The sequence below is a fragment of the Roseisolibacter agri genome (genome assembly GCF_030159095.1).
Taxonomy (GTDB): Bacteria; Gemmatimonadota; Gemmatimonadetes; order Gemmatimonadales; family Gemmatimonadaceae; genus Roseisolibacter; species Roseisolibacter agri.
Genome location: NZ_BRXS01000002.1, coordinates 823,508 through 839,808 on the forward strand (window position 1 = coordinate 823,508; position 16,301 = coordinate 839,808).

Here is a 16,301-nt window from a genome sequence, read left to right on the forward strand (position 1 = left end):
CGCTGAGCGAGCGCTGGCGGTCGCGGACCGGAAGCACGATACTGGACGCGCCTCGCTCCAGCGAGGCGCCGCCGCCGCCGTGTCCGCTCTCCGGGAGCCCGCGTCATGAGGCCGAGCCACGCGTCCGTCGCGCTCGCGCTGGTCGCCACGCTGAGTGGCGGCCGCGTCCCGCCGCGCGCGCCGTCCGCGACGCCGACGGTCGTGCGCCGCGTGGTCGAGCTCACGCTCACCGCCGCGCCCGCGAGGCTGGAGCTGCGCGCCGGGACGCCGAGCGACGTCTTCGCGTACAACGGCCAGGTGCCCGGGCCGACGCTCGAGCTGCGCGAGGGCGACAGCGTCGTCGTGCACTTCCGCAACCAGCTGCCGGAGCCGAGCACGATCCACTGGCACGGGCTGCACCTGCCGTTCGCGCACGACGGCAGCCCGTTCCATCCCGTGCCGCCGGGCGGGCGCCACGACTACGTGTTCACGATCAAGCCGGGGGCGGCGGGCACGTACTGGTACCACCCGCATCCACACCATCGCACCGGCCACCAGGTGGCGAAGGGGCTGTACGGCGCGATCGTGGTGCGCGCGCCGGACGATCCGCTGCCCGCGTCGCTGCGCGAGCGCGTGCTGCTGCTCTCCGACAACCGGTTCACGGCCGACGGCGAGATCGACTTCCCGGCGAAGGGCACGCCGGCCGCGCGCGTGGACGCGGAGAACGGCCGCGAGGGCGACGTGCTGTTCGTGAGCGGCGCGGTCCTGCCGACGTTCGCCATCCGCAGCGGCGAGGTGCAGCGCTGGCGCGTGATCAACGCGTCTGCCGCGCGCGTGTACCGCCTGGAGCTCGAGGGGCACACGCTGCTGCGCATCGGCACCGACGGCGGGCTGTTCGAGCGGCCGGTGGAGGCGCGCGAGGTGCTGCTGGGCGTCGGCGAGCGCGCGGAGCTGCTGGTGCGCGCGACGGGCGAGCCGGGCACGCGCGCGCTGCTGCGCGCCCTGCCGTACGACCGCTACATCCCGCAGACGCGCCCCGTTGACTGGAACGTGCCGCGCACGCTGGCGGCGCTGCAGTACGGGCCCGAGCCGCCGGTGACGCTCGCGTCGTCGGTCGCGCTGCCGACGGTGCTGCGCCGCGTGCCCGCGCTCGACACGACGCGCGTCACCGCGCGCCGCACGATGGTGCTGACGCAGCACCTCATCAACGGGCGGTCGATGGACCCGCGCCGCGTGGACGTGTCGGCGCGGCGCGGCGCGACCGAGATCTGGGAGGTCGAGAACCTCGTCGGGATGGACCACCCGTTCCACCTGCACGGCTTCCAGTTCCAGGTGCTGAGCCGGAACGGCGTGCCGGAGCCGTTCCCGGCGTGGAAGGACGTCGTCAACGTGCCGCGGCACGAGTCGGTGCGCTTCGTGGTGCGCTACGACGACTACGCGGGGAAGTGGATGTTTCACTGCCACATCCTGGATCACGAGGATCACGGGATGATGGGCGTTCTCGAGGTCAGGCCCTGACGCGGAGGTCGAGATGCGATCGTCACGCGCGGCACTGAGGTGGATGGCGATTCCGCTGGTCACGCTGCTGGGCGCGGCGACGCGCGGCGGCGGCACGGAGGGCGACGGACAGCCGCCGGCGGCGCGCCAGGCGCAGGTGCTGCGTGGCCGCGCGCTGCTGATCAACCACGGCTGCGCGGACTGCCACGGCGGCGGCCCGAACCCGGCGGCCGACGGCTACCTCGCCGGCGCGCGCTCGCCCGAGATGGAGTTCCCGATCGGGCCGTGCGCGGTGACGCCCGGCGCGACGCCCTGCTTCCGGACGCGCCCGCGCAACCTGACGCCCGACAACGCGACGGGGATCGGCCGCTTCAGCGAGCGGCAGCTGTTCAACGCGCTGCGCTACGGACTGCGACCGGGCGAGACGCCCGACGTGCAGATCACCGGCACGACGCCGGGCAAGGGCAACTTCCCCGAGAACCCGAAGTACCTCGCGCCGCCGATGCCGTGGCCGGCGTTCCGGCACATGAGCGACCAGGAGCTGCGCGACATCGTCGCGTACCTCAAGTACGGCGTGCAGCCCGTGAGCAACCGCGTCGCCGACAGCGAGGGGCCGCCGGACTTCTGGGCGAGCGAGTACACGGTCGCGAAGATCGGCCCGTACCCGGCGCCACCGTTCCCGACGGCGAAAGAGCGGGCGCCGTCGGTCGCCACGAAACCCTGAGCGAGCACCGGACGGCGGAAGGCGGAACGGCGGAGTACGGGAAGGCGGAGGACGGGAAGGCGGAGGACGGTGGGGCGTGACACGAGGGAGCGGAACGGCGCGTACGGCTTCAGGCCAGTCGCGTCCGCCGTTCCGTCTCACGCTTTTCCGTCTTCCGCCTCATCGTTCTCCGCATGATCGTCCCGCGCCTCATCGCGCTGCAGGAAGCCTTGCGCATCGGCGCCGACGCCCTGCGCGTCAACCCGCTGCGCACCGCCCTCTCGACGACGGGCGTCGTCATCGGCGTGGCGGCGCTCGTCGCCGCGTTCGCGATCACCGACGGCGTCGCGGTCTGGTCGCGCGAGCTGATCATGCGCGAGTCGAGCGTGCAGGACGTCGCCGTCTCGCCGGTCACGAGCCGCACGGTCAACGGCCGCGCGGAGGTGGTGCGCGGCTACCCCGTCTTCGGGCCCGCCGACGGCGCGGCCGCGCGCATCGAGGTGCCGGGCGTGGCGCAGCAGGTGCTCACGCTCACCGGCACGACGCACGTGGAGTACCTCGGCCGCCGCGCGAGCGTGCTGCTGACGCTGAGCAGCGCCGGGCTCGCGGAGTTCTCGCAGCTGTCGCTGGCGGCGGGCCGCTTCTACACCGAGGCCGAGGTGTCGCGGGAGGCGCCCGTGGTGGTGGTCGGGCACCGGCTGGCCGGCGAGCTGGCCGGGAGTCGCGACGCACTCTGGCTCGTGGGGCGCATGCTGCGCGTGGGCGCCGAGCGGCTGGAGGTCATCGGCGTGCTCGCGGCGCCGACGACGGGACCGGAGGCCGATCTGGTGGCGTTCGCGCCGCTCCGCGACGCGGGCACGGTGTTCGAGTCCGCGCGCACGCCGCTCGCCCCCACGCTGCGGCTGCGCGCGCGCAGCATCGAGGCGGTGGACACGCTGCGTGCCGCGACGGTGGACTGGCTGGCGGCGCGCTACGGCCGCCGCGTCGATCGGCTGCAGGTCGCGGTGGCCAACCAGCAGCTCGCCAACACGCGCATGGCCATCCTGCTCACCAAGCTGTTGCTCGGCATGCTGGTGGGGCTGATCCTCGCGGTGGGCGGGATCGGGATCATGAACGTGCTGCTGGCGTCGGTCTCGGAGCGCACGCGCGAGATCGGCATCCGCAAGGCGGTCGGCGCGCGGTCGCGCGACATCCAGCTGCAGTTCCTGGTGGAGTCGGTGACCATCACGGGCGTGGGCGCCGCCGCGGGCTTCGTGGCGGGCCTCACGCTGGCGTTCGGGGGCACGGCGGTGTTCCGCCACTTCCTCGGCTCCAACATCCATCCCGTGGTCCGGCCGACGACCGCGGTCCTCGCCGTCGGCTCGGCGGTGCTCGTGGGGCTCGTGTTCGGGACGTACCCGGCGCGGAGGGCGGCGCGGCTGTCGCCGGTGGATGCGATCGCGAGAGAATGAGAAGCGGAGGACGGAACGGCGGAGGACGATGAAGCGGAGGACGGAAGGGCGTGAAACGAAACAGCGGACCCTTCGAGCTTGAAGCTCACAGCATCCGCTGTTTCGTCTCACGCCTCACCGGCTGCCGTTGGTTCGTCCTCCGCTTCATCGTCTTCCGCAGGATCAGGTCGCGCGCAGCCGCGCCGCGAGTTCCCGCCGCGACCCCACGCCCAGCTTCTGCATCACCCGCTGCGTATGGTGCCGCGCGGTGTGCACGCTGATGCCGAGCGCGCCCGCCAGCTCCGCGTTCGTCAGCCGCTCGACGAGCAGCCGCGCCACCTCGGCCTCCCGCGCCGTCAGGCCGAGCGCGCGTGCGGCCGCCGCGACGTCGGGCGCGGCGGCGTCGCGCGCCACCGACACCAGCACCACGCCCGGCGCGCCCCACGCGGCCTCGGGCGCGGGGCGGGCGCGCACGACGTAGCGTGCCCGCGTGGTCGCCACGGCGCGCTCCGGCGGCGTGCCGTGCAGCGTGGCGGCGATCGAGGACGCGTCCGCGCGCGGCCGGCGCAGCGCGCGCAGGCCGCGCGCCGCGTGCGCCATCGCGTCCTCCAGGCGATCACGCTCGGGCTCGGACGCCAGCAGCGCGCCGAGCGCCGCGTTGCGGTGCAGCGTGCGGCCGTCCGCCGCGACCACCTGCAGCGCCTCGGCGCCCGCGTCCAGCAGCGCGACGGCGGCCGCCAGCCGCGCCGCGGCGGTGGCCTGGGCGTGGTGCGCCACGCGCAGCGCGGGAAGGAGGAGCGCCAGCAGCGCCGTGTCGTCCGCCCCGAAGTGCGGACGTCGCTGCGCCGGATAGCCGACCGTGACGATCAGCTCTCCCGCGGGATAGTGCTCGCTCGTGATCCCCGAGTAGTGGTGCAGCCCCGCCGGCCGCAGCCCCTCGTGGCGGAACGGGCTGCGCTCGATGGGCATCCGGCGCTCGGCCAGCAGGCGCACGTGCATCGGCTCGTCCCAGCTGCCGATGCCGTGCGCGCGGCGGTGGCGGTACCACCACGCCGGCACCGGGTCGGGCGACTGCATCAGCCCCGTGCGCGCGCGTCGACCGCCGTCAGCTCCTGCATCAGCCGCAGCGGCTCGGGCGGCGCGGAGGCGCACAGGAAGCGGAGCCGGCCGTCCTGCGGCACCGCGAGCAGCGCGTTGGAGCCCGGGAAGAGGGCGCACAGCCGCGTCTCGACGTCCGCCCACCACGCGTCCACGTCGCCCCCCGCCGCGTGCGGCGCGAGGATCGACTCGGTGGCCGCGGCGAGGCGGCGCTGGTCGTCGTGGGTGAGGCGGAGGGTCATCGGTCGGGACTAGGATCCTCTAGCGTGCAGCGACCAGCAGCACAGCGGAAGACGGAACGGCGGTGGACGGAACGGCGGAGGACGGAACGGCGGAAGACGAGGAAGCGTGAGACGGTGGGGCGGACTCTTCGAGCTTGACGCTTCCAGCTTGACGCTTCCAGCTCAAAGGGTCCGCCCTTTCGTTTCACGCCGTTCCGTCCTCCGCTCCACCGTTCTCCGCCGTTCCGTCCTCCGCCGTTCCGTCCTCCGCCCTACAGCGCGGAGCGCCCGCAGGCCGTAGTCCACGAGTCCGCCGCTCCGCTTCTCGCCCCCGCTCCAGACTCCGTGCGCTCCACCCGTCTCGCACTCGGCGCGCTGCTCTTCGCGCCCGCCACCGCCGTCGCCCAGGCCACCGTCGTCCCCGCCGCCGAGGATCCGCGCATCCACGCGATCGCGACCGGCGCGTCGGCCGCGCGCATCGAGGCCGACATCCGCAAGCTCGTCTCGTTCGGGACGCGGCACACGCTCTCCGACACCGTGTCGGCCACGCGCGGCATCGGCGCGGCGCGCCGGTGGATCCACGCCGAGTTCACGAGGATCTCGCAGGCGTGCGGCGGCTGCCTGGAGGTGCGCTACGTGTCCGACGTCGTGAAGGGCGACCCGAACGGCCGCATCAAGCAGGACGTCAACGTCGTCAACGTCGTCGCGATCCAGCGCGGGAAGACGGATCCCAACCGCTACGTGCTGCTGAGCGGCGACATCGACTCGCGCGTGACGGACGTGCTGGACGCGAGGAGCGAGTCGCCCGGCGCCAACGACAACGCCAGCGGCATCGCGGCGACGCTCGAGGCGGCGCGCCTGCTCACGAAGCACCAGCCCGACGCGTCGATCGTCTACGCGGACCTCTCCAGCGAGGAGCAGGGGCTGCAGGGCGGCGAGATCCTGGCGAAGGTCGCCAGGCAGGAGGGGTGGCGGCTGGAGGCGGTGATCAACAACGACATGGTCGGCAACACGCAGGGCGGCAATGGCGTCACCGAGAACACCAAGGCGCGCGTGTTCGCGCCCGGGCTGCCGCCCACGACGAGCGCGGCGGAGCTGCGCCGCGTGCTGACCAACGGTGGGGAGCTCGACACGCCGTCGCGGCAGCTCGCGCGCTACATCGACCGCATCGCCGACACGTACTTCCCCAACCTCGACGTCGAGATCATCTACCGCCTGGACCGGTACGGGCGCGGCGGGCACCACACGCCGTTCTTCAACCAGGGCTTCCCCGCGGTGCGGCTGATGGAGGCGCACGAGAACTACACGCGCCAGCACCAGAACCTCCGCACCGAGGGCGGCGTGAAGTACGGCGACGTGCTCGAGGGCGTGGACTTCGCCTACGCCGCGAAGATGACGGCGCTCGACGCGGCGACGCTCGTCTCCCTGGCGTGGGCGCCGGCGTCGCCGGACTCGGTGACCATCCGCGGCGCGGTGCAGCCGTCCACGACGCTGCGCTGGAAGGCGGTGAACGCGCCCGACCTCGCGGGCTACCGCGTCTACTGGCGCAAGCCGTCCGAGGTGAACTGGACGCGCTCGCGCTTCGTCGGCAACGTGACCGAGTTCACGCTCGAGAACGTGATCATCGACGACTACTTCTTCGGCGTCGCCGCCGTGGATCGCGAGGGCCACGAGAGCCTCGTGTCGTTCCCGCGCTGACCCCTCCCACCGAGACCCGTCCGATGCTGAAGCTCACCGCCGTCGCCGCGCTGTTGATGGGCGCCGCGCCCCTCCCCGCGCAGCCGCTCCCCGACGCCGCGCAGGAGGCCCGCGCGCGCGCCATCCACGAGCGCGTCATCACGCTCGACACGCACGTCGACATCAGCCCCGCCAACTTCCAGGCGGGGCAGCCCAACTACGGCGCCAAGCTGCCACGCACGCAGGTGGACATCGCGAAGATGGAGGCGGGCGGCCTCGACGCGGCGTTCCTCGTCGTCTACGTGGGGCAGGGCGCGCTGAGCGACAGTGGCTACGCGGGCGCGTACGCGCAGGCCATGGAGAAGTTCGCCGCGATCCACCGCCTCGCGGACACGCTCGCGCCGACGCGCGTGGGGCTCGCGCGCACCGCGGCCGACGTGCGCCGCATCGCCGCCAGCGGCCGCAGGGTCGTGCTCATCGGCGTCGAGAACGGCTACCCGATCGGCACGGATGCGACGCGCGTGCGCCAGTTCGCGGAGCAGGGCGCGCGCTACCTCTCGCTCGCGCACAACGGGCACAGCCAGCTCTCCGACTCGAACACCGGGGAGCGCGACAACGTGTGGCTGCACCACGGCCTGAGCCCACTCGGCAGGCAGGTGGTGGCGGAGGCGAACCGGTGGGGCATCATGCTCGACGTGTCGCACCCGTCGAAGGAGTCGATGGCGCAGACGCTGGCGCTGTCGAAGGCGCCGATCATCGCGTCGCACTCGGGCGTGCGCGCGATCTGCAACCACAGCCGCAACCTGGACGACGACCAGCTGAAGGCGCTGGCGAAGGCGGGCGGCGTGGTGCAGCTGGTGGCGTTCAGCAGCTACGTGAAGTGCGATCCGGCGAAGGACGCCGAGCGGGCGGCGCAGCGTACCGCGGCGCTGACGGAGCTGTGGAAGGAGTTCGGCATCACGCCGCCCGCGGGCGCCGGCCCGGGCGCGATGCGCGCCGTGCGCGCGCAGGCCGACTCGCTCCCCGAGCCGCGCCGCAGCGCGTACGCCGCGAAGGAGCGCGAGATCAACCAGCGCCTCGCCGCGCCCGTCGCGACGGTGCGCGACTTCGGCGACCACATCGACCACGCCGTGAAGCTGATCGGCATCGACCACGTCGGCATCAGCTCCGACTTCGACGGCGGCGGCGGCGTGGAGGGGTGGCGCAGCGCGGAGGAGACGCTCAACGTGACGCGCGAGCTGGTGCGCCGCGGCTACACCGAGGCGCAGATCGCGAAGATCTGGAGCGGCAACCTGCTGCGCGTGATGGAGCGCGTGGAGGCGGTGTCGCGCCAGCTGCAGGCGCAGGCGTCGCGCTGACCGCCTGCTGACGATTCACTCGGCGCGCAGCGCCAGCGCGGGGTCCGCCCGCGAGGCGCGGCGCGCCGGGAGATACGCGGCCACCGCCGCCGCCAGCACCAGCGTCGCCGTCACGGCGACGTACGTCGCGGGCTCGCGGATGCTGGTCGCGTAGACGATCCCCGACAGCGCGCGTGCGCCCGCCGCCGCGCCCGCGAGCCCCACCAGCACGCCGAGCCACACCGGCGCGAGCGCGCGGCGCACCACCTGCCGCAGCAGGTCCGCGTGCCGCGCACCCAGCGCCAGCCGCACGCTCATCTCGCGGCGGCGCTGCGCGACGCCATACGACACGACGCCGTAGACGCCCACGGCCGCCAGCGACAGCGCCAGCGCGCCGAAGAGCGCCAGCAGCGTGGTCTGGAAGCGCGGCCGCGCGACCGAGTCGTGCACCACCGCGTCCAGCGTCGCCACGCGCGCCAGCGGCAGCTCGGGATCGACGTCGAGCGCCGCGCGTCGCACCGCGGGGAGCAGCGCGAGCGGATCCGGATCGCTGCCGTCGGCGCGCGCGCCACGCACGAACAGGTTCATGCCGGGGAAGGGGTCCTGCGCGAATGCGTAGTAGACCGCCGGCGCCGCGTCCGTCGCGAGCCCGCCGTAGCGCACGTCGCCCACCACGCCGACGACGGTCATCCACCGCGTCTGGTCGAAGGAGATGCGGCGGCCGAGCGCGCGCGTCAGCCCCTCGCGTCCCGGGCCCGCGTCGAGGTGGCGGCGCGCGAACGCCTCGCTGACGACGGCCACCGGCGCGCTGCCGGCGCGGTCCGCGTCCGTGAACGCGCGCCCCGCCCGCACTGGCACGCGCAGCGCGCCGAAGTAGTTGGCACCCACGCGCACCTGGTCCACCACGGGCGCCGGCGCGTCGGGCGCGCTGCCGTCCACCGCGACGCTGCCGGCCTGCCGCACGTTCTCGGGCGGCATGCAGTCGCACAGTCCCACGGCCTGCACGCCCGGCAGCGCCGCCACGCGCTCGGCCACCGCGGTCAGCACGGCGCGCTGGCGCTCGGGCTCGGGGTAGCGCATGGGCGCCGCGAGCACGAGCGCCGTCAGCACGCCCGCCGGTCGCACGCCGGGATCCACCGCGTTCAGGCGCTGGAAGCTGCGGAGCAGCAGCCCCGCGCCCACCAGCAGCACGAGCGACGCCGCGACCTCGGCCACCACCAGCGCGCCCTGTGCCGCGTGCGCGCGTCGCCCGGTGCCCGCGCCGCGCGTGCCGTCGCGCACGCCGGCCGCGAGGTCGGTGCGCGACGCGCGCAGCGCGGGCACGAGGCCCACCAGCACGCCCGTGAGCGCGACCGCGCCGAGCGTGAACGCGAGCGCCCAGCGATCGACGCGCACGTCCTCCAGGCGCGGCAGCGCGTCGCCCGCGAGCTTCCCGAGCACGGTGACGCCGGCGTACGCCAGCGCGACGCCCGCCGCGCCGCCGAGCGCCGCGAGCACGAGGCTCTCCGTCAGCAGCTGCCGCGCGACCCGCCCGCGCCCGGCGCCGAGCGCGGCGCGCACGGCCAGCTCGCGCTGCCGCGCGGCGGCGCGCGCCAGCAGCAGGTGCGCGACGTTCGCGCACGCGATCAGCAGCACGCCCGCCGTCGCGCCGAACAGCACCAGCAGCGCGGGACGCACGTCGCCCACCAGCTGCTCGCGCAGCGGCACCAGCGCCGCGCCGCCGCCGGGGTTGTCGTCGGGATACTGCGTGGACAGCGAGCGCGCGACCGCGTCCAGCTCGCGCGCCGCGGCGTCCGGCGTCACGCCCGGCGCGAGCCGCGCGACGACGCGCTGGAAGCGGCGCCCGCGCTGCTCCGACCACGTGCTGTCGGAGAGGACGTTGGCGTAGCCGGTCCACAGCTCGACGTCGTTGCGCGGGAAGCGGAAGCTCCCGGGCATGACGCCCACCACCGTGTACGGCCTCCCATTCAGGCGCACCGCGCGCCCCAGCACCTGCGGATCCGCGCCGTAGCGCCGGCGCCAGAGCTCCTCGCTCAGCACCACCGTGTAGGCGCGCGCGTCGCCCTCGCCGAGCGCGCGGCCCAGCAGCGGACGCACGCCGAGCAGGCGCGGCACGTCGCCCCACAGCTGCGCGCCCTGCACCTGCTCCGGCGTCGCGGCGGCGCCGTCGGCGAGCGAGAAGCGGTTGAACGCGTACGCCATCGTCGATTGGAAGGCACGCACACGCGTGCGCCAGTCGGCGTAGTTCGGCACGCTCACGGGATTGCGGTCGCCCGGCGTGCGCGTGGACGTCTCCCACAGCTGCACCAGCCGGTCGGGCTGCGCGTACGGGAGCGGGCGCGCCAGCACGCCGTAGACGACGGTGAACACCGCCGTCGTCGCGCCGATGCCGAGGGCGAGCGTCGCCAGCGCCGCGACGGTGAACGCGGGCGCGCGGCGCAGTGCGCGCAGCGCGTACCGCGCGTCCTGCACCACGGAGTGCGCGAGCTCCGTGCGCGCGCTCGCGTGCTCCCGTGCGACGTCCTCGGCGCGGCAGGCGGCGGCCACGTGCCGCGCGTCGCCGAAGCGGCGACGCGCCTCGCGGCGCGCCTCCTCCTCCGACAGGCCCGCATCGCGCAGGCGCGCCTCGCGCATCGCGAGGTGGAAGGTGATCTCCTCGTCGACGTCGCGCGCGGCCTGCTCCACCGCGCGCCGCCGGCCGAACGGCAGGCGGAACGCGCGCCGCACGCCCTCGGGGAGCGACGGGCCGCGGCGGTCGCCGCGGGCGCTCACGCGACCTCCGGCGACTGCGCGCGCAGCGCGCGCGCGATGGCCTCCGCGTGCCGCAGCCACGTGGGCGTCTCGCGACGAAGCTGCGCGCGCCCGGCCGTGGTGAGCGCGTAGAACTTCGCCCGCCGGTTGTTGTCCGACACGCCCCACTCGGCGCTCACCCAGCCGTGGCGCTCCAGGCGGTGCAGCGCCGGATAGAGCGTGCCCTCCTCCAGCAGCAGCACGTCCGCGGTGGCCTGCTCCACCCACTCCGCCACCGCGTACCCGTGGCGCGGGCCCCACGTCAGCGCCTTCAGGATCACGAGGTCCAGGCTGCTGCGCAGGACGTTCAGCTCCGACTCGGCCATCGCTCTCTCTCCCCTGGTGACGCAAGGGAAGGTGCGGCGTCTCCCCTTGTGGCGCAAGGGGAGACGCCGCCGCGTGGCCGGCTACTCGCTCCGCAGCGCCAGCACGGGGTCCAGCCGCGCCGCGCGGCGCGCCGGGCCCACGCTCGCCGCCCCGGCGACGAGCAGCAGCACCGCGCCCACCGCCGCGAACGTCAGCGGATCGGTCGGCTCCGTCTGGAAGAGGATCGCGCGCAGCGCGCCCGCGGTGACGTACGCGCCCGCGCCGCCGATCACCACGCCGACCACCGCCAGCCGCACGCCGCGCGCGAGCACGCCGCGCACCACGCGCCGCGGCTGCGCGCCGAGCGCGAGCTGCACGCCGATCTCGCGCGTGCGCTGCGCGACGCCGAACGCGATCAGCCCGTACAGGCCCACGGCCGCCAGCGCGAGCGCCGCCGTCGCGAACAGCCCGAACACCAGCACCGTCAGCCGCGGCTGCGCGGTCGCGTCGGACACCAGCTGCGCCAGCGGCTGGACGCGCGCCACCGGGAGCGTCGGGTCGAGCGCCGCGACCTCGCGCCGCACGGCGGCCGTCAGCGCGGCGGCGTCACCCGTCGCGCGGATGGTGAGCCACATCGACGGGAAGGCGAAGCGCGACTGCGAGAAGTAGATCGTGGGCGCCGGCGCGGAGTCCACCGCCAGCAGCCGCGCGTCGCTGACGACGCCGATGACGCGCGCGGTCTGCCCGTTGCCCAGGCGCAGCCGCTGGCCGACCGCGGGCGCGTTGGGCCAGGCGCGCCGCGCCAGCGTCTCGCTGATCACCAGCGTGCGCTCGGAGCCGCGCGGCGCCGAGGCGTCGCTGGCGTCGTACAGGCGCCCCTGGCGCAGCGTGATGCCGAGGGCGGGGAAGTAGCCCGTGGTCACCGCGCGCCACGACGCGATCGGGTACTCCGACCTGTTCGCCGGCTCGCGCCCGAGCGCGGCCCACCCCATCGCCGTGTTGCCGCCGCCGTACGGCGCGATGTTCGTCGCGCCCACCGCGCGCACGCCGGGCAGCCCGCGCAGGCGCTCCGTCAGCTGGTCGAAGAAGGCAACCACCTGCGCCGGCTGGTAGCGGTCCTCGGGCAGCACGATCGAGCCGGTGAGCACCTGCTCGCTCGAGAAGCCGAGGTCCACGCGCATCAGCCGCAGGAAGCTCCCGCCGACGAGCCCCGCGCTCACCAGCATCAGCGTCGCCAGCGCGACCGAGCCGACGATCAGCACGTTGCGCATCGCGCCGGCGTCGGCGAGGCGCGTGCCGCTGCGCAGCAGCGCGTGCAGCGCGGGCCCCGTCCCCGTGCGCGCGCGGCGCGACGGCGACGCCGCACGCGCCAGCCGCGCCGCCGGCGCGAGCCCGAACACGAGCCCGGTGACCACGCACGCCGCGAGCGCGAAGCCGAGCACGCGCCAGTCGAGCCGCATCGTCGAGAGCAGCGGGATCGCGGCGCTGCCGGTGCGGCGCACGAGCGGCACCGCGGCGGCGGACAGCGCCACGCCCACCGCGCCGCCGAGCAGCGACAGCAGCACGCTCTCGGTGAGCAGCTGCCGCACGATGCGGCCGCGTCCCGCGCCCAGCGCGGCGCGCACCGCCATCTGCCGCTCGCGCGCGGTCGCGCGTGCCAGCAGCAGGCTCGCGACGTTCGCGCAGGCCATCGCCAGCAGCAGCCCCACGGCCACCAGCAGCGTGACGACGCGGGCGCGCATCTCCGGGCTCACGTACCACTCGGTGAGCGGCCGCACGCGCGCGCCCCAGTCGGTGTTGGACGTGGGATGGTCGCGCGCGAGCTGCGCCGCGATGGCGGAGAGCTCGCGGCGCGCCTGCTCCTCCGTCGCGCCGGGCGCGAGCCGCCCGATCATCGCGTCCATCCGCCGGTCCGCGCGCGGCCAGCTCATCGACGGCGCGAGCGGCGTCCACACCTGCACCTGGCCGGGGAAGTCGAAGCCGCGCGGCATCACGCCGATGACGCGATAGCGCACGCCGTCGAGCTGCACGGTGCGCTCGAGGATGCGCGGATCGCCGGCGAAGCGCTGCTGCCAGAGGTCGTGGCTCAGCACCGCGACGCGCTGGTCGCCGCCGGGCGCGGTCTCCTCGGGCGTGAACGTGCGCCCCAGGATCGGTGCGACGCCGAGCACGGGGAAGAAGCCGTGCGTCGCGCCGGCGCCGACGAGCTGCTCGGGGCCCGCGTCGCTCATCAGGTTCGCGGTGCGCCCGGCGAACGCGGCGACGCGCGAGAAGCGCCGCGTGCGCGCGGCCCAGTCCAGGTAGTTCGGCTCCGACACGGAGAACGCCTGCCGGCTCGGCGTCTCCTCCCACACGATCGCGAGGCGATCGGGCTCGAGGAACGGGAGGGGGCGCAGCAGCACCGCGTCGGCGATGCCGAAGATCGTCGTCGAGGCGCCGAGCCCGATGGCGAGCGTCAGCACCGCCACCAGCGTGAAGCGCGGGCTCGCGCGCAGCTGCCGAAGCGCGTAGCGCGCGTCCTGCGCCAGCTCCTCCAGCCAGCGCGTGCGGCGATACGCGCGGTCGCGCGAGCGGCCGATCTCGCGGCACTCGGCGCCGATGCGCGCCGGGTCGCCGAAGCGGGCGCGCGCCTGCGCACGCGCCTCGGCCGGCGCGACGCCGCGCGCGCGCAGCTCGGCCTCCAGCCGCTCCAGGTGATGCGCGAGCTCGTCGTCGACCTCGCGCTCGACGGTGGGCTTCCAGAGGAGCGCGCGCAACTCGCGGGCGAAGCGTCCCAGCTCGGGCATCGGTCCCTCGCGGTCGGACGGTCAGGTGGCGTCGATCGGGGCGTGCAGGATGCGGCCGACCGCGTCGGCGAAGCGGCTCCACTGCGCCGTCTCGACGGCCAGGCGCGCGCGTCCCTCGTCGGTGAGCTGGTAGAGCTTCACGCGACGGCGCGTCTCCGAGAGCCCCCATTCGGCCGCGATCCACCCGCGCCGCTCGAGGCGGTAGAGGGCGGGGTAGAGCGAGCCCTCCTCGATGCGCAGCGCGTCGGCGCCCATCGCCTCCAGCCAGCGCGCGATGGCGTAGCCGTGGCGCGGCCCCCAGGCGAGGGTCTTGAGGACCAGCGTGTCGAGCGTGCCGTGGAGCAGCTCGGTCGGATCGGCCATGAACACCCCTTGATGGTCTAGGCCTACGGTGCAACTCCATCCCTAGATAGTCAAGGTGTGCCCCGCGCGGTGCATCGGGCGTATCGTCGCGCCATGCCTCGATCCCACCTGGTCGCCGCGCTCCTCCTCGCGTCCGCGACCGTGACCGCAACGGCGGGCGCGCAGCCGGCGGACTCCGTCCACCAGGGGTTCTGGATCGGTGTCGGCGCCGGCACCGGCTGGCAGTCGTTCGAGTGCGTGACCTGTGGGCCGCCGCCGGTGCCCGCGAAGTGGCGCAGCGGCCGGAGCGGCGGCGGCTACCTCGCGATGGGCGGCACGCTGCGCCCCAACCTGCTGCTCGGCGGCGAGATCGCGGTCAACCTCAACGCCGCCGAGGAGCCGAGCGCGTCGGTCGGACACGTGGGCGTGGTCGGGCAGCTGTATCCCACGCGCGGGCGCCGGCTCTTCCTGCGCGCGGGCGTCGGCGTCGGCGTCGCGATCCTGGTCGATCCCGCGCGCGGCTTCCCCGAAGACGAGGAGCTCGGGAGCGGCGGCCTCGCGTTCCGCGCCGGCATCGGCTACGACGTGCGCCTGGGCGGACGCTTCGCGCTCGCGCCGTACGTGGACGTTATGCAGGCGCTCGCGTCGGGCGACGTGCGGACGGTCGACGGCCGTGCCTACCGCGGCCCGCGGAACCCCGCCGCGCTGCAGGCGGGGCTGAGCCTCAACTGGTACTGACCGCCGATGAAGCGCCTCTTCCTCGTGGGCATCGCGTGCCTGGTGATCTTCGAGATCGCCAACGTCTGGCTCGTGATGCCGCTGCCCGGCAGCCAGCGCCTGCGCAGCATCGACGTCGCGTACGCCCTGTACGGCGCGCGCTGGGCGGTGCGCGCGGTGTGCGCCGCGCTGATCCTCGCGGGACTGCGCGCCGCGTGGCGCGCGCCGGGCCGACGGCGGTGGATCGTGCCCGCGTCGCTCGCGGTCGCGGCGGCGGTCGTCTGGGCCGCCAACGTGCGCATGGCCGCCGACCACATGTTCCGGCGGCCGAAGCGCCTCGTGATGGCGCCCGCCGCGCGCAGCACGGTGGATCCCAACCGGCTGGTGGTGGGCATCGAGATCGACGGCGACGCGCGCGCCTACCCGCTGCAGTACCTCGGCTACCACCACCAGGTGCGCGACAGCGTCGGCGGCCGGCCGGTGCTGGTGAGCTACTGCACGGTGTGCCGCTCGGGGCGCGTGTTCGACCCGATCGTCGACGGGCGCGCGGAGACGTTCCGGCTGGTGGGGATGGACCACTGGAACGCGATGTTCGAGGACCACACCACGCGCAGCTGGTGGCGGCAGGCGAGCGGCGCGGCGATCGTCGGCGCGCGCACGGGCGCGACGCTGCGCGAGCTGCCGAGCCGCCAGACGACGCTGAAGCTCTGGCTGGCGATGCATCCGCACAGCCTCGTGATGCAGCCCGACAGCGCGTCGCTGAAGCGCTACGCGAAGAACTTCGACTACGAGAGCGGCGCCAGCCGCAGCACGCTCACCGGCACGGACACGGTGTCGTGGCGCGAGAAGGCGTGGGTGGTGGGCCTGTCGCTCGGCGGCGAGCACCGCGCGTACGACTGGAACCGCCTGCGCCGCGAGCGCGTGGTGAACGACGTGGTGGGCGGCACGCCGGTGGTGGTCGCGATGGCCGACGACCGCGCGAGCTTCGTCGCCTTCACGCGCCCCGATCCCGAGACGCGCTTCGCGCTGCGCGGCGACTCGCTGGTGGGCGGTGGCCGCAGCTACGCGCTCACCGGCCGCGGCGCGACGGACGCGCTGACGCCCGTGACGGCGTACCAGGAGTTCTGGCACAGCTGGCGGACGTTCCATCCGGGGACGACGACGTACTGAAGCGCTGCGTGCGGCGTGCTGCGTGCTGCGTGTACGGCCACTCGGGATGCGTCGCAGCGCCGGTCCTGTCAGCCTTTGGGGAGGATGCGGATGCTCCGGATGGTGCGGATGCTCCGGATCGCTCCGAGCGGCGGCGACGCCCCATGCGCCACAAGGAGCAATCCGCACGATCCGCCGGATCCGGAGCATCCGTATCCTCTCCAACAGGCAATAGGGGCCGGCGCGAGAGTGCGGCCACGCAGCACGCA

The 16,301-nt window shown here is 74.7% G+C and carries 13 protein-coding genes; 7 read left to right on the forward strand and 6 right to left on the reverse strand.

The window, feature by feature from the left end; translation table 11 throughout:
* Positions 1–105: 105 nt before the first annotated feature.
* From rosag_RS08340 to rosag_RS08350, 3 genes are all read left to right on the forward strand, one after another.
* Positions 106–1,497, forward strand: coding sequence for a multicopper oxidase family protein (locus rosag_RS08340; RefSeq protein WP_284349615.1), 1,392 nt, complete (start codon positions 106–108; stop codon positions 1,495–1,497).
* Between the two features lie 43 nt (positions 1,498–1,540).
* Positions 1,541–2,200 carry a c-type cytochrome gene (locus tag rosag_RS08345; protein WP_284349616.1) on the forward strand — a complete coding sequence of 220 codons (660 nt, stop codon included), beginning with the start codon at positions 1,541–1,543 and terminating at the stop codon, positions 2,198–2,200.
* A 173-nt stretch (positions 2,201–2,373) separates the two neighbouring features.
* On the forward strand, positions 2,374–3,630 hold the full coding sequence (locus tag rosag_RS08350) for an ABC transporter permease (RefSeq protein WP_284349617.1): 1,257 nt from the start codon (positions 2,374–2,376) through the stop codon (positions 3,628–3,630).
* Between the two features lie 162 nt (positions 3,631–3,792).
* On the opposite strand, the gene rosag_RS08355 is transcribed toward rosag_RS08350, so the two are convergent.
* Together rosag_RS08355 and rosag_RS08360 are read right to left on the reverse strand one after the other, a co-directional pair.
* Positions 3,793–4,686 (reverse strand): helix-turn-helix transcriptional regulator, encoded by an 894-nt coding sequence (locus rosag_RS08355; RefSeq protein ID WP_284349618.1) that lies wholly within the window; start codon positions 4,684–4,686, stop codon positions 3,793–3,795.
* Positions 4,686–4,949: a hypothetical protein gene (locus tag rosag_RS08360; protein ID WP_284349620.1), complete on the reverse strand. Its 264-nt coding sequence runs from the start codon at positions 4,947–4,949 to the stop codon at positions 4,686–4,688. The genes rosag_RS08355 and rosag_RS08360 overlap by 1 nt, the downstream gene beginning before the upstream one ends.
* A gap of 324 nt (positions 4,950–5,273) precedes the next feature.
* Between rosag_RS08360 and rosag_RS08365 the strand changes: the two genes are divergently transcribed.
* Positions 5,274–6,626: a M28 family peptidase gene (locus tag rosag_RS08365; protein WP_284349621.1), complete on the forward strand. Its 1,353-nt coding sequence runs from the start codon at positions 5,274–5,276 to the stop codon at positions 6,624–6,626.
* A 23-nt stretch (positions 6,627–6,649) separates the two neighbouring features.
* Entirely contained in the window at positions 6,650–7,963 is a 1,314-nt protein-coding gene (locus rosag_RS08370; RefSeq protein ID WP_284349622.1) for a dipeptidase, read from the forward strand.
* 15 nt (positions 7,964–7,978) lie between these two features.
* Here rosag_RS08370 and rosag_RS08375 read toward each other — a convergent pair whose 3' ends face one another.
* From rosag_RS08375 to rosag_RS08390, 4 genes are all read right to left on the reverse strand, one after another.
* On the reverse strand, positions 7,979–10,714 hold the full coding sequence (locus rosag_RS08375) for an ABC transporter permease (RefSeq protein ID WP_284349623.1): 2,736 nt from the start codon (positions 10,712–10,714) through the stop codon (positions 7,979–7,981).
* Positions 10,711–11,058, reverse strand: coding sequence for a PadR family transcriptional regulator (locus tag rosag_RS08380; protein WP_284349625.1), 348 nt, complete (start codon positions 11,056–11,058; stop codon positions 10,711–10,713). The genes rosag_RS08375 and rosag_RS08380 overlap by 4 nt, the downstream gene beginning before the upstream one ends.
* Before the next feature lie 81 nt (positions 11,059–11,139).
* The gene (locus rosag_RS08385; RefSeq protein WP_284349626.1) at positions 11,140–13,824 is read right to left on the reverse strand and encodes an ABC transporter permease; all 2,685 of its coding nucleotides are present in this window, start codon (positions 13,822–13,824) and stop codon (positions 11,140–11,142) included.
* Positions 13,825–13,845: 21 nt separating this feature from the next.
* The gene (locus rosag_RS08390; RefSeq protein WP_284349627.1) at positions 13,846–14,187 is read right to left on the reverse strand and encodes a PadR family transcriptional regulator; all 342 of its coding nucleotides are present in this window, start codon (positions 14,185–14,187) and stop codon (positions 13,846–13,848) included.
* A 93-nt stretch (positions 14,188–14,280) separates the two neighbouring features.
* Here rosag_RS08390 and rosag_RS08395 point away from each other — a divergent pair, with 93 nt between their 5' ends.
* Both rosag_RS08395 and rosag_RS08400 read left to right on the forward strand, forming a co-directional pair.
* A complete protein-coding gene (locus tag rosag_RS08395) occupies positions 14,281–14,904 on the forward strand; it encodes a hypothetical protein (protein WP_284349629.1) in 624 nt (207 codons plus the stop codon).
* 6 nt (positions 14,905–14,910) lie between these two features.
* On the forward strand, positions 14,911–16,053 hold the full coding sequence (locus rosag_RS08400; RefSeq protein WP_284349630.1) for a DUF3179 domain-containing (seleno)protein: 1,143 nt from the start codon (positions 14,911–14,913) through the stop codon (positions 16,051–16,053).
* Positions 16,054–16,301: the final 248 nt, after the last annotated feature.

What these genes read in the sequence shown, in the direction of transcription:
- rosag_RS08340 (WP_284349615.1), top strand. Translation starts at nt 106, where the DNA reads ATGAGGCCGAGCCACGCGTCCGTCGCGCTCGCGCTGGTCGCCACGCTG.
- rosag_RS08345 (WP_284349616.1), top strand. Translation starts at nt 1,541, where the DNA reads ATGGCGATTCCGCTGGTCACGCTGCTGGGCGCGGCGACGCGCGGCGGC.
- rosag_RS08350 (WP_284349617.1), top strand. Translation starts at nt 2,374, where the DNA reads ATGATCGTCCCGCGCCTCATCGCGCTGCAGGAAGCCTTGCGCATCGGC.
- rosag_RS08355 (WP_284349618.1), bottom strand. Translation starts at nt 4,686, where the DNA reads ATGCAGTCGCCCGACCCGGTGCCGGCGTGGTGGTACCGCCACCGCCGC.
- rosag_RS08360 (WP_284349620.1), bottom strand. Translation starts at nt 4,949, where the DNA reads ATGACCCTCCGCCTCACCCACGACGACCAGCGCCGCCTCGCCGCGGCC.
- rosag_RS08370 (WP_284349622.1), top strand. Translation starts at nt 6,650, where the DNA reads ATGCTGAAGCTCACCGCCGTCGCCGCGCTGTTGATGGGCGCCGCGCCC.
- rosag_RS08380 (WP_284349625.1), bottom strand. Translation starts at nt 11,058, where the DNA reads ATGGCCGAGTCGGAGCTGAACGTCCTGCGCAGCAGCCTGGACCTCGTG.
- rosag_RS08385 (WP_284349626.1), bottom strand. Translation starts at nt 13,824, where the DNA reads ATGCCCGAGCTGGGACGCTTCGCCCGCGAGTTGCGCGCGCTCCTCTGG.
- rosag_RS08390 (WP_284349627.1), bottom strand. Translation starts at nt 14,187, where the DNA reads ATGGCCGATCCGACCGAGCTGCTCCACGGCACGCTCGACACGCTGGTC.
- rosag_RS08395 (WP_284349629.1), top strand. Translation starts at nt 14,281, where the DNA reads ATGCCTCGATCCCACCTGGTCGCCGCGCTCCTCCTCGCGTCCGCGACC.
- rosag_RS08400 (WP_284349630.1), top strand. Translation starts at nt 14,911, where the DNA reads ATGAAGCGCCTCTTCCTCGTGGGCATCGCGTGCCTGGTGATCTTCGAG.